Origin of the sequence: Paenibacillus provencensis, assembly GCF_042678545.1 — a bacterium.
GTDB lineage: Bacteria > Bacillota > Bacilli > Paenibacillales > Paenibacillaceae > Paenibacillus > Paenibacillus provencensis.
Genome location: NZ_JBHTKX010000005.1, coordinates 145728 through 158781, shown reverse-complemented (window position 1 = coordinate 158781; position 13054 = coordinate 145728). Strand labels below are relative to the sequence as shown.

Genomic DNA, 13054 nt, shown 5'->3' with positions numbered 1-13054 from the left:
CAACTTCACAAATCCCCATTCCTCTGCATGGGGGATGGGGCTCTTTGGGCGGGCTGGCTGTTTGTACAGCCCGCTCTTTTTGTGTTGGTGTTGCTGCGGAGGAGGGCGTATTGGATGCGTTGTTCCGTAGATGAAGGGCTCGCTTGGCTCGCTCCGTAGACGGATTGGGTTCCGATCGTTGTTGCCGGCAGACTTCTTGATCTTACTGTGATTACACGGTTGAAGTCTGCCGGCAAAGACGAACGCTCCGCTTCTTCACTCCAATTCCGTCCCCTTCGCTCTTCTGCTTCGCCTTGATGTTCAAGTGCAACTTCACAAATCCCCATTCCTCTGCATGGGGGATGGGGCTCTTTGGGCGGGCTGGCAGTTTGTACAGCCCGCTCTTTTTGTGTTGGTGTTGCTGCGGAGGAGGGCGTATTGGATGTGTTGCTCCGTAGATGGAGGGCTCGCTTGGGCGCTCCGTAGACGGATTGGGTTCCGATCGTTGTTGCCGGCAGACTTCTTGATCTTACTGTGATTACACGGTTAAAGTCTGCCGGCAATGACGAACGCTCCGCTTCTTCACTCCAATTCCGTCCTCTTCGCTCTTCGGCTCGCCTCAATGGCTCAAAGCACAACACCTTAAAATGCCTCAGGGCCCCAATCCTCTGCATGGAGGATGGGGCTCTTTGGGCACTGGCTGCATTAAAGCCCGCTCTTTTTGTGTTGGTGTTGCTGCGGAGGAGGGCGTATTGGATGCGTTGCTCCGTAGATGAAGGGCTCGCTTGGCTCGCTCCGTAGACGGATTGGGTTCCGATCGTTGTTGCCGGCAGACTTCTTGATCTTACTATGATTATACAGTTGAAGTCTGCCGGCAATGACGAACGCTCCGCTTCTTCACTCCAATTCCGTCCTCTTCGCTCTTCTGCTTCGCCTTGATGTTCAAGTGCAACTTCACAAATCCCCATTCCTCTGCATGGAGGATGGGGCTCTTTGGGCGGGCTGGCTGCATTACAGCCCGCCTTTTTTGTGTGCTGATGTCGCTGGTCTTACATGGCTGTAATCAGTTTTTCCACCGCTTATATAATACAACCAGCAGAGTGACAGCTAACATGGCAACAGCAATCACCGACGGCACAATCCAAACTTGGCTTGATCTTGTGTCCTTATATACGATGGAGATCTCCGGCGCATTTTTTTCATGACTTGTAACTGCCACTGGCTTATAGCCTGCCTCAAGTGCGGCCAGTTCTTCCTGTGCAGAACCTAGCTGTTTTGTCCCTTCGCACAGACCGGTCTTGAGCTGATCATACGGTCCAGAAGCAAAAACGATAAATTCCTCATCAACTTCGAATCCTTCATACCCGCAGCTTTCTGAACTTATTGCAGTGTATACCGTGGTTTCTGCACCAAGATCCCCTTTCCACACATTAATGACTTCAAATTGTGCTGCGACCGGATCTGCGGAAGACGAAATTATTCCTCGGTTCGGTTGACTAAGGCTGATTAGCTTTCCTGTAAAAATAGCCGTTTTCCGAATCATCTGTTCTTCCATGCTGATAGGTTCAGCACAAGAACAAGCATGAGCTGTTGAAGGTACTACGATACGAACAATATCAAGCAGGAGAAAAAAACTCAGAAGGTACATTATTATTACTTTGTTTCTCATTCTTATCACCTCACGGTCTATTCTTCATCTTGGTAGATTAGACGCTGTGATAAAAACAATAGATCCTTATAAGGGGAGTCTGCATCATAGTCCCTTTCAACGTCAAACATCTAAATCTAAAATCTTCTGCCTTATTCGTTACTCCGTAGCCTTAAGATCGTGTGTCTGATTCACTTACATCAGGATATTGCCGAATTTTGCTTGGACCATTACTCCTCCGAATCTGCTACGTCCAAGCAAAAACAACCGGAGTGAACAGCACAAAAACAGCGTTTCCCCCTCCGCCAAAAGTATGCATCACTCGCAGCAGCCCGCTCTTTTACTCAGACTAGTTGCTCACCCATGAGAGCAACCACGTCCCCCTCCTCCACACCCAGAGGAGATGAGGATTTCTGACGCTGCCGCCCCAGGGAATAAGCTGTTTTTGAGATGGGAACGACTTTTGGCTTTTGCTTGGACCACCACTCCTCCGAATCTGCTACGTCCAAGCAAAAACAACCGGAGTGAACAGCACAAAACAGCGTTTCCCCTCCGCCAAAAGTATGCATCACTCGCAGCAGCCCGCTCTTTTACTCAGACTAGTTGCTCAACCATGAGAGCAACCACGTCCCCCTCCTCCACACCCAGAGGAGATGAGGATTTCTGACGCTGCCACTCCCGGGAATAAGCTGTTTTTGAGATGGGAACGACTTTTGGCTTTTGCTTGGACCATTACTCCTCCGAATCTGCTACGTCCAAGCAAAAACAACCGGAGTGAACAGCACAAAACAGCGTTTCCCCTCCGCCAAAAGTATGCATCACTCGCAGCAGCCCGCTCTTTTACTCAGACTAGTTGCTCATCCATGAGAGTAACCACGTCCCCCTCCTCCACACCCAGAGGAGATGAGGATTTCTGACGCTGCCGCTCCCGGGAATAAGCTGGTTTTGAGATGGGAACGACTTTTGGCTTTTGCTTGGACCATTACTCCTCCGAATCTGCTACGTCCAAGCAAAAACAACCGGAGTGAACAGCACAAAACAGCGTTTCCCCTCCGCCAAAAGTATGCATCACTCGCAGCAGCCCGCTCTTTTACTCAGACTAGTTGCTCACCCATGAGAGCAACCACGTCCCCCTCCTCCACACCCAGAGGAGATGAGGATTTCTGACGCTGCCGCTCCAGGGAATAAGCTGTTTTTGAGATGGGAACGACTTTTGGCTTTTGCTTGGACCATTGCTCCCTCGACATACCTGCGTCCAAGCAAAAACAACCGGAGTGAACAGCACAAAAACAGCGTTTCCCCTTCCACCACAGTACGCAACAATCGCAACAAAACAGCCCTTTCCCCTTCCTCCAAAGCAGCATATTCCACCCAGTAGCTTCATTCCCCTCCACCTATGTATACCTCCAGTCAGCCCATTTCTCTTCTCCTCACACAAACGGAAGCCCTCCTCTCTCATCCAATTAGATGAGCGAAGAGGGCCATGACGAAAACGAATGAACCCCGTGTCTTCGTCAGATTTTTAATTCTCCTAATTTGATCAATTCCACTACCGCTTGTGAACGACCCTTAACATTGAGTTTTTGCATGACATTAGAAATGTGATTTCGGACGGTTTTCTCGCTGATAAAGAGAAGTCCTGCAATGTCTCGTGTCGTTTTGTCCTGCACCAGAAGCTCGAATACTTCGCGTTCACGGTGGGTCAACAAAAATTTGCTCTTGTGGTCACCCTTCAATGTTTACCCCTCCTTGCCCGGGTTTGTATGGTGTAACAAGGTTAAGGGATACAGTCAAATCATCTTATGTAAAATCACCTATATTGGTTCAATGCGCGGAAAAAATTGGGCTAAAGATCCGCCTTCACGTACATGCTAGTAGGGTTAAGGAAATGTGTCGCTGACGGTTGATTTTGCAAGGCATTTTGATTAAGATGAAATTATACAAAAATAATTTTCATTAAAATCAATATATTTGTGAAATTAATTTTCTAACAAGGCGGATGAGTTATGACGACAATACTTAATGCTCTCTCCAGAGAGCTCGATCAGCTTCCTTCCCAGGAACGCCGGATTGCAGAAGTTATTTTGGCATCTCCCGCTGAGGTGACCGGGTTATCGATTAAGGAACTAGCTGAGAACAGCGGTACGAGTCCTGCAACGGTAACCCGTTTTTGCAAATCTCGTCATTTCAGAGGTTTTCCTGACTTTAAGATGAAGCTGGCAGCAGAAATTTCCCAGCCTACGGGAGTCACAGCTTATCAGGATATTGTCGCAGGAAATTCACTTACTACCATTATAGAAGCTATTGAAGCGAACCATCTCGCTTCCATTACAGATACCACCCGTTTACTTGATCATGAACGCCTGGAGGATGCGATTAAGCTCTTGTGCAGCGCTAGACGCATCGATCTGTACGGGGTAGCTACCTCCTCCATTGTGACGCAGGACTTTTATCAGAAGCTGATCCGTATCGGCGTTTCCTGTACTGCTTTTTCGGACGGGCATATGCAGGTCACTTCAGCTTCTTCATTAGAAGAAGAGGACGTTGCTGTTGCCGTGTCCTATTCGGGTGAAACACAGGATACGATTGATGCACTCCTCTGTGCGAAAGAAAACGGAGCCCGTACCATCTCTCTAACCTCTTATGGACACAGTACACTGGCATCCATTGCGGATATTCCCTTATTCACATCTTCCCTGGAACAGGGCATGCGAAGAGGAGACATGGCCTCTCGTATCGCACTCCTTCATGTGATCGATATTATATTTACCGGCATGGTTAGTCACGACTTTGATCGGTTTGTCCCTAGATTGAATGTGTCCTATGAGCAAGTGCAGCGTACCAAACTAAGAAATGAAGGGTGAGATAATATGAATATTTGGACTTTTGAACATGAACAGGACTTGAATGCAACCGGGGCCGGAATCATTGCCGCTCTTCTGCAATCCAAGCGTAAGGCCGTATTGGGTCTCGCAACAGGAAGTTCCCCTGTCGGCATATATAAGGAACTTATTCAAATGTATAGCAAAGGGCTCGTCAGCTTTGCCCAAGCCTCCTCCTTCAATCTTGATGAGTATGTAGGACTTCCTGAAGATCATCCACAGAGCTACCGGAGCTTTATGAATGAGCAATTGTTTAATCACATTGATATGAATATGAACCACAACCATGTACCGAATGGGAATGCATCTGATCTAGCAGTGGAATGTACTCATTATGAGCAGCTTGTCAATGATCACGGCCCTGTCGACATCCAGCTGCTAGGCATAGGACATAACGGGCATATCGGCTTCAATGAGCCTGGGTCAAGCCTAACGAGCGGAACTCATGTCGTTGATCTCAAAGAGGAAACCCGCAAGGCGAACGCACGATTCTTTGATTCTCCATCCGATGTGCCTAAGCAGGCCATGACGATGGGCGTCGGCTCTATTCTAAAAGCGAAACAAATTCTTCTCGTTGCCCGTGGTGAAGACAAGGCAGAAATTATTCGTACAGCCCTGACCGGTCCCATTACAACTGAGTGCCCTGCTTCCTTGCTTCAGTGCCATCCAAACGTTATTGTACTGTTAGACCGTGGTGCAGGGAGGCTGATGTAGTTGCTTACTAAAATATACGGAAATGTAGTAACCAAAGACAGCCTGATTGAGGATGGCGTTGTTGTCATTGAGAATGAAACCATCGTATACGCAGGGACGAATGCGGGCTTACCCCATCGATGGAACGAAGGGGACATTGAAACGTTCACAAGCGAGGATGGATATATTCTTCCCGGCTTCATTGATATCCACGTCCATGGCGGCGGTGGTGAGGACTTCATGAACTCAGATCAGAGCGTACTCGATACGATAACGTCTTACCATGCTTCTCAAGGAACGACGACGATGCTCGCTACGACTATGACCGCACCTAAAGATTGGATTGACAAGGTACTCAGCGAAGTGAACAAATACCGTTCCAAAGAGATGCCTTACGCACAGCTTGCAGGGGTTCATTTGGAAGGACCCTTTATTAGTCCCAAATGGCCTGGAGCACAAAATCCAGATCATATCTCGCTGCCGGATGTAAACTGGCTGATCTCTTGGGAACAGCAATATCCTGAACTCATTCAGCAAGTAACTCTTGCACCTGAGCAACAAGGTGCGCATGAGGTGATCGCATGGCTCAGAGAAAAAGGAATCATCGCCGCATTAGGTCATACAGATGCAACTTATGAAGAAGTAGAAGCCGCTGTTGAAGCGGGACTCCATCATGCTGTTCATACCTTTAACGCGATGACGCCTCTTCATCACCGTAAACCAGGTGTAGCCGGGGCTGTGCTCAGTGATGAACGAATCAGCGCTGAAGTGATTGCAGACGGAATTCATGTCCATCCTGCTGCGGTGTCTCTTCTTGCTCAGTTAAAAAGCAAGCTGCAGAAGCTGGTACTCATTACGGATGCCATATCAGCGACTGGGCTTGAGGACGGGAATTACACGCTCGGTGACCTGCCGGTTATCGTCAAGGAAGGTGTGGCTCGTTTACAGGATGGTGTTACTCTTGCAGGCAGCACACTCACGATGATTCGCGGCTTCCGCTTCCTCATGCAGGAGGCCGGGCTCAGTATAATAGAAGCTTCGCAGGCAGCTAGTCATAATCCGGCCGAGCTTCTGGGCATCTTGGATGCCACAGGAACCATTGAGCAAGGGAAGCAAGCGGACCTACTGCTGTTGGATGCCTCCCTCGAACTTAAACAGGTTTGGATTAAAGGACGTGCACTAAGTACGGATAGCAACTAACCACGGTACAAACTAAATTAAAGTAAGACAAGGCGTTGTCCCCTTAGATTATCTCTCTAAGAACAACGCCTTTTTATATTCATTCCCCATAAGCTCTTCTATTCTGGATTAACGATTTTTATTGTTGTCCATCATTGTTCCATTCGTCGGGAACAAACGATCCATCATGGTTTGAAATTCATCAATAAATCCGCTGATTGGTCTACCTTCGGCAACATCATTGACATAACCTTGAGCGCGACCTACAAAGTCTGGATTCGCCGAGATGTAGACATTTTTCACATTTGGAGCCAATTCTTTGATCTTCCCTGTGATCTCTTTCTTCATTAGATCGGATACATCTTCTTCGGCCACGTCATGATCATTCATTTTTGTATACGTAGTCGGACCTTTTGTCTCATTCATTCGAACATTGTTAGGATTAAATATCCCACCTGCTCCTCGAGGACCGTTCGCGTTGTCTCCAAGCATGTTGCTCTGGGAGTAGTCATTGGTGAGCCCAGGAGCGATCCCGCTTGTTGTATAAGGAGCTCGTGTCCCAGTCTTTACACCCATGCTGCTGAGGTTCTTGCTCTTCATATTACGTTGATTGTGATGGCGGGTGCTTTGCGGCTGAACTCCGTCTTTGAGCGATACCGCAACATAAGCATTATTATCAGTAAGGAGAACATAAGCATTTCCCACTCCATCCATATCAGATACAACCTTAGACAGATCATCGCTGTTTCTGAGATTATTGGTACGATGAACACTGTTCGCATTTAAACCGAACTGCTTGTTATTACTGGCTTTGTTGTTACGCACTTGATTAGTGTTCAAATTATGATCCGTGTTTGTTCCACAGCCTGTTAATCCAGACATGACAAGTAAGGCGGTAGATAAAGATAAAGTGATCGCTTTCGTTTTGTTCATTCCTGGCATTCGTTCATCCTCCATTTCAAGTGTAGGTTAGGGTACTCCATTAAGGTGCACCAATCTGCTAACCTATATGCTGAAAGGATTTGGAACCAACTGATGAATCTGTATGCCTTCAACTACGTATCTTGCTTCATCCGAATCGACTGATATTGTAAAAAAAGAAAAACCGCCATCAGAGATAGATTCAACTAAGATCTGAACGAAGGATCTCATTCAATTCTATCGTTCATTCCAAATGGCGATTTTCCTTGTTATATTTAAGTTTTATTTAGTATCTGCTTCACTCAGTATCTGCATCATTCACTTCCGCATCGCTGATTAGCAGCTCTTCTGCTTTGTCCTTAATTTCTTGAATGGAATCTGCCGCAAGAACATAGCTGAGTGAATCATCTGCTGTCTTGACGAAGATCACTCCGGGCTCTGATGAATTCATCCAGCCTTGATATACTCTGTTCGTACCGTCTTCCAATGCTGCGGTCAATGTAAAAGCAATCTGAGCCTGATCGGCATCAAGCGGCTTGAGTACTTGATCTGTAGCAATATTCTTTGTCAGATTCATTAAGGAATCCGCTTCAGCGAGCTCAACATCCTTACCATTCATGGTCCAGCTGTTCTCTTCCTCTGGTGTACGTCTCAGCACCCAAGTCGAATCTTCACCTTCCCATTCCAGCGATTCTAGCTGGTCATTGTCCCATTCGAATGGCGTTGTATCCATGAATTGAAGCGGACTGAGCATCAGGCTTGAAACCTGAGCTTCGCTCACAGCTGCCACCTGACTTCCGTCAATCTGCACATAATTATCTTCTCCTGTAGGCAACATATGACCAACGGCCAAGGTTAATTCAGTGCCATTCTGAGCTGTCATGACGATGCCGTCTCCAGCAAGATCAAGGCCGTATTTCTCGACATCCGTTGGGTTATCCACGATTACCTTCGTAATTTCAGCTGTACGGAGTGCTTCTAGCCAGTTGCCTACTGCATAGCTGTTCACGGGATAAGCCTCGGGTTTCGTCATGACCCAGCCATCCTGCTCTTTGGTCAACTGGACTTCTTCCCCTCCGGTAATAACACTGAATTTCTCGATTTCACCAGGATCAATGGTGCTGGTATCCATGAGCTTGCGAGCCGTTTCCGGTTCTTCCTTGAAGTAGTTCTGGGAGTGAGCGTAGATCCAGCCGCCTGCCAGAATCACCAGCAGCAACAGAGTAGGAATGAATTTCTTCATTATCTTCTCCGCCTCCACCATAATAGAATACCTGCAATAACAAACAGCAGCGGGAATAAAATGACGGAGATAACAAAAATTCCAGAGCCTTGAGACGGTGTCAAATAAGCCAATTCATAGCCCGCCTGCTCTTTGGGTCTGATCGTAACGCCGTTCTCCTTCTCAGCCAAGTAATTTACCGTGTTTAGAATAAAATCACGGTTCCCGCCCGTCGAAAATTCCGAATCCTGAATAAAAGTGGTTGCACCCAGTATAACTGCCTTTGGCTTCCCTTCCGCTGTGCTTATGGCATATCCCACATCTACAGGTCCCTGCAGATCGGCATCTGCATCATTGTCCGTTTCGTTTACGAGCAGCCCTTCCACATTCGTTTCCCCATAGCTGCTATCTGAAGACTTCACAATCGGAGCGACCGTCCATTTCTCCTGCTCGGTGGCGCTGAGCCCAAGAGTGAGTGAAAATACCGGGGTTAAGTTATTCTCAATCAGCTTATCTGTAATCGTGTGAGACTGAAATACCGGCATGGACCACAGCGGTCCCATGGTCAGCGACTGTTCCGGGTCCACCATTACCACGTGTTCGTTATGGACTCCATATTGCTCAGCGAGCGCGTCAACATTAGGCCAGGCGGTATCCATATTTTCATGAAAAGCCATCGTAAGCAGCAATTTCCCACCATTGTCCATATACGACTGTATCTGCTTCATCTCTGTATCCGTCAGATCGTTTTGTGGTCCCAGAATAGCCAGTACATCCGTTCCTTCCGGCACGGACTCTCCAGCTGCAAGAGATATTTCTTCGGTCTCGACATTGCTCTGATTCAGGGATGATTGAAAGCTTGTTGCGAGAGACAAGTCCAGCTCGCCATGCCCTGTAAGAAGGGCCACTCGGTGTACTTCATCAGAAGAGAGCGAATTCAATGCCTGCGTCAGCTTCTCTTCTCCGGAGAATAGATAAGAGCCTTCTGTCTCACCAGAAGTAAAGAGATCAATCATAGGAATAACCTGCTGCTTGTCCCCTTGGACAAGCACAATAGAGCTTGCCGTTAGACCATACTGCTGGGCCAAGATGGGTTCGTTCTCCAGATTATAATGTTCTACTTTTAATTTATTGTTTCGTTTACTGTATTCATCAACAATATCCTGCACTTCCCTGTTCAGCAGCTCGTCACTGGAGGAATTTACGGTGAAGACCAGCACTCTAACGTCTTCTTCCACACTTTTAATCGCCTCCAAGGTTTGCTCAGACAATGTATTCTGCTTGTTCGCTGTCAGGTCAAGCTGGAAGCCGCCTAATGAGTTCATGAATAACGTGAGCAATATAAAAATACCGATCACTGCAATGGATATAATGGCACTGTTCGTATGATTCAACCATTTTTTCATCTCTCTTACCTCCACCTTTTCCGCTCGACGCCTTGAATGCTGAGCGTGAGGAATAAGGCTGTCAAAGTAAGATAGAAGATGACATCCGATCCTCTAATGACACCCTTTGTGAAATTCATGAACCGGCTCGACAAGGAGAAGGGTTCAAGCCATGCTGTAATTGCAGCATTTCCGCCGAAAGAATCCAGCATCCATAATACAAACAGAAGGATAAAGCCTGCCACGGCAGAAACCATTTGGTGCTGGGATAAAGAGGAGGCAAACATGCCGATTGCCATCATCGCTGCACCGAGCAGGAAGAGCCCAAGTGCGGATACCCACACCGTCGTCTCATTGATATCCCCATAGAAGGACATGAACAGCGGATAAGTAAGGCTGCACAGAATAAGAGCCATGAGGATGACCAAACTCGCCAGAAACTTACCGAACACAATCTCCAACACGCTTGAAGGCGAAGTCATTAAGAGTTCATCTGTGCCTTGTCGAAATTCTTCCGCGATCAGCCGCATGGTCAGCAGCGGGATAACATAGAGCAGCAGTGATATCGTATCTCCCAGAACAAGGCGATAATCTACGATACTTGGCTGATAGTAGACAAAGCTCATGAAAAACAAAAAACTCGACAACAAGACATATACCGCAAAGGCAAAATAGGTGGTTGGAGCGAGAAAATAAGCTTGCAGCTCTTTGTAAAATATAGCAAGCATTCGTTTCATCTGTTCTCACTTCCCTTCTGCTCTGCCTGTTCTTGTTCAGGGGCAGAGATAGGGAGTGAAATTTTTTTATCGGAATCCACTTCTCCGGCTTCATCTGTCGTCAGCTTCTGGAATATCTCTTCAAGAGATTGGTCCTGCTTCTTCATTTCGAGTATAGGGAGCTCTGATCTCGCCAGTAAATAGAACAAATCTTCTCTATAATCATAATGAGCAGATGCATTCAGTTCTAAGCGGACGATACCGTCCTCTTCCTTATGTGTGCTCAGCTGAACCTTCTCCTCCAATCCCTCTCCCCAGGCTCGAATCAGCGGGACGACGGTCTCCGATTCTCCCTTTACAGTTAGAGAAACGTGGAATGATTGATTCATTGTACTGCCGATCGATGCAGGAGCCCCATCCATCACCAGCTGTCCTTCATTAATGATCAGCACTCTGCTGCAAAGGGTACTCACCTCAGGCAATATATGCGTGCTAAGCAGTACGGTATGATTATCGCCGAGCTCTCTTATGAGATTGCGGATTTCCATGATTTGATTAGGGTCAAGTCCTGATGTCGGTTCATCAAGCACAAGCAAGTCCGGCTTATGTATAATTGCACCAGCCAGCCCTACTCTCTGCTTGTAACCTTTGGACAAGGTCCTAATGATCTGACGCTCTCGCCCAGTGAGTCCAAGTCTTGACAACATTTCGTCAACTCTGCGCTTTTGTTCTCTGGCTGGCACATCTCTCAGTTTAGCAACAAATCTCAAGTACGAAAGAATCGACATATCTGGATACAAGGGAGGCGTTTCGGGTAAATATCCAATTCGGGACCGGACTTTTTTACCCTGCTCATGCACGGATTCACCATCGAGGAGCACTTTGCCTTCAGTCGGCCGCAAATACCCGGTGATCATGCGCATGGTTGTCGTTTTACCAGCTCCGTTTGGACCTAGAAAACCGACGATCTCTCCACGCTCCATCGAAAAGTCCATATGATGTACTCCCCTATGGCTGTCGAACGTCTTGCTTACCTGATCTAACCTCAGCACATTGGCTACTTCCTTTCTATATCAATTCAGACCTAAATATGATCCATACTAAGCATAGCCAACCAACTATAAACATGGCTTAAATGAATTTAAAAGAATCCTTAAAAAAATATGTCCAAATTGTGAATGCGTAGCTCTAAGCCCACACTCTATTCCGTTCTACCACGTACTTTAGATAGACGAACTAAATGGATACGGACAAATACGATAACCTACCACCGCCCATTTTCCCCTTAGTTCTATCTACCCGGCGTATTAGAAACTGCAGGAGGGATCTGCCTTGAAAGTCCTCTTTACTTTCTTTATTCCAAGCGGGGGCGTTGAAACACTTAACCGCTTGCGGTGCTCTGTTTTGAATCAGCATGGCATTGAAGCCCATACGCTGTACCTTAAACCAGGGACAGGTATGCAGAATAATACCGGTACCGTATTTATTACCAATCATGATAACGAAATCAAGTCTCTGTTAAACCAGCAGCAGTATGATGCGATTATCGTCACATCCGACATCAACATGATCGAACGGCTCCGGCTTGTTCTGGATTACAGGGGACGCATCATTTATGAAGCACAAGGTCTCGGTACAAGAGAAGCTGCGATTGAAACGATATGTACAGCCATCCCTTATCTTCAAGCGCATGCCAACGCTGTACTCATCCCCCCTACAGCCCATCTTCAGCAGTTATTTGCGGAGATTTGTCCATTCATTCATCGTTTTATCATTCCGAACATGCTGGATACAACAACATTTACGCCAATCGATACCGATATACCACCTTATCCGGCCATTATGTGGATCGGAAGACTTGAGCACAATAAGAACTGGCGGGAGTTTCTTCATATCAGCCACCGTATTATTCAGCACAAGCCTAATGCTAAGATATGGGTATTTCATGATCCTACGCTTGCAGTGCCTACCGACGAGCAGCAATTTTACGATACACTGAAGGCTCTTGAGCTTGAGGATAAGATTGGTATTTTCAGCAACATTCCTAATAGTATGATGCCGCATTACTACTCTATGGCCGCCAGATCGGGCGGAATCATGCTGTCTACTTCCATTATGGAAGGATTCGGCTATGCCGTTGCAGAAGCCATCAGCTGCGGTGTACCTGTACTTAGCTCCGATTCGGATGGCGTGAGAGCCTTCATTACTCACAATCAGACGGGTAAGTTCTATGCACTCGGCAATGTTGAGCAGGCTGCTGCAGAAGCAATCGAGCTCATGGATAACCACGCTCTTCGTGAACATATTCGGCGTGCAGGCAGGGAGCATCTCGTTAACCATTTTTCCGGCAGCGCATATGCCGTCTCGTTCAGACAAATGATGAATGCACTCTCCATTTTTTAATCTGCTCTACCTGCGCCGAAGCAGCG

General features: G+C 47.1%; 13 protein-coding genes. 4 read left to right on the top strand and 9 right to left on the bottom strand.

The genetic code is table 11. The features are described from left to right. Positions 1-5: 5 nt before the first annotated feature. The 4 genes from ACFQ3J_RS22600 to ACFQ3J_RS22585 all read right to left on the bottom strand — a co-directional run bounded on the left by ACFQ3J_RS22600 (position 6) and on the right by ACFQ3J_RS22585 (position 3363). A complete protein-coding gene (locus ACFQ3J_RS22600) occupies positions 6-947 on the bottom strand; it encodes a hypothetical protein (RefSeq protein WP_091161031.1) in 942 nt (313 codons plus the stop codon). Between the two features lie 95 nt (positions 948-1042). Next, on the bottom strand, positions 1043-1648 hold the full coding sequence (locus ACFQ3J_RS22595) for a hypothetical protein (RefSeq protein ID WP_091161032.1): 606 nt from the start codon (positions 1646-1648) through the stop codon (positions 1043-1045). Between the two features lie 323 nt (positions 1649-1971). After that, on the bottom strand, positions 1972-2199 hold the full coding sequence (locus ACFQ3J_RS22590; protein ID WP_379294061.1) for a hypothetical protein: 228 nt from the start codon (positions 2197-2199) through the stop codon (positions 1972-1974). A 942-nt stretch (positions 2200-3141) separates the two neighbouring features. Beyond that, on the bottom strand, positions 3142-3363 hold the full coding sequence (locus tag ACFQ3J_RS22585; protein WP_047913631.1) for a helix-turn-helix domain-containing protein: 222 nt from the start codon (positions 3361-3363) through the stop codon (positions 3142-3144). Between the two features lie 270 nt (positions 3364-3633). On the opposite strand from ACFQ3J_RS22585, the gene ACFQ3J_RS22580 reads away from it, so the two are divergent. The 3 genes from ACFQ3J_RS22580 to nagA are packed head-to-tail and all read left to right on the top strand — an operon-like array spanning position 3634 to position 6402. After that, on the top strand, positions 3634-4491 hold the full coding sequence (locus ACFQ3J_RS22580; protein ID WP_091161034.1) for a MurR/RpiR family transcriptional regulator: 858 nt from the start codon (positions 3634-3636) through the stop codon (positions 4489-4491). A 6-nt stretch (positions 4492-4497) separates the two neighbouring features. After that, positions 4498-5223 carry a glucosamine-6-phosphate deaminase gene (nagB, locus tag ACFQ3J_RS22575; protein ID WP_091161036.1) on the top strand — a complete coding sequence of 242 codons (726 nt, stop codon included), beginning with the start codon at positions 4498-4500 and terminating at the stop codon, positions 5221-5223. Further along, positions 5224-6402: an N-acetylglucosamine-6-phosphate deacetylase gene (nagA, locus tag ACFQ3J_RS22570; protein WP_091161037.1), complete on the top strand. Its 1179-nt coding sequence runs from the start codon at positions 5224-5226 to the stop codon at positions 6400-6402. 108 nt (positions 6403-6510) lie between these two features. On the opposite strand, the gene ACFQ3J_RS22565 is transcribed toward nagA, so the two are convergent. The 5 genes from ACFQ3J_RS22565 to ACFQ3J_RS22545 all read right to left on the bottom strand — a co-directional run bounded on the left by ACFQ3J_RS22565 (position 6511) and on the right by ACFQ3J_RS22545 (position 11677). Then, entirely contained in the window at positions 6511-7323 is an 813-nt protein-coding gene (locus ACFQ3J_RS22565) for a YhcN/YlaJ family sporulation lipoprotein (RefSeq protein ID WP_170862577.1), read from the bottom strand. A gap of 277 nt (positions 7324-7600) precedes the next feature. After that, positions 7601-8545 carry a DUF4340 domain-containing protein gene (locus ACFQ3J_RS22560; protein WP_170862578.1) on the bottom strand — a complete coding sequence of 315 codons (945 nt, stop codon included), beginning with the start codon at positions 8543-8545 and terminating at the stop codon, positions 7601-7603. Next, positions 8545-9930, bottom strand: coding sequence for a GldG family protein (locus ACFQ3J_RS22555; RefSeq protein ID WP_091161042.1), 1386 nt, complete (start codon positions 9928-9930; stop codon positions 8545-8547). Before ACFQ3J_RS22555 ends, ACFQ3J_RS22560 begins: the two co-directional genes overlap by 1 nt. A 5-nt stretch (positions 9931-9935) precedes the next feature. Further along, positions 9936-10646: an ABC transporter permease gene (locus tag ACFQ3J_RS22550; protein WP_091161044.1), complete on the bottom strand. Its 711-nt coding sequence runs from the start codon at positions 10644-10646 to the stop codon at positions 9936-9938. Continuing rightward, positions 10643-11677 (bottom strand): ABC transporter ATP-binding protein, encoded by a 1035-nt coding sequence (locus ACFQ3J_RS22545; RefSeq protein WP_244533627.1) that lies wholly within the window; start codon positions 11675-11677, stop codon positions 10643-10645. The genes ACFQ3J_RS22550 and ACFQ3J_RS22545 overlap by 4 nt, the downstream gene beginning before the upstream one ends. A gap of 280 nt (positions 11678-11957) precedes the next feature. Between ACFQ3J_RS22545 and ACFQ3J_RS22540 the strand changes: the two genes are divergently transcribed. Beyond that, positions 11958-13028, top strand: a complete 1071-nt coding sequence (locus ACFQ3J_RS22540) for a glycosyltransferase family 4 protein (protein ID WP_091161048.1) — start codon at positions 11958-11960, stop codon at positions 13026-13028. The last annotated feature ends 26 nt before the right edge of the window (positions 13029-13054 follow it).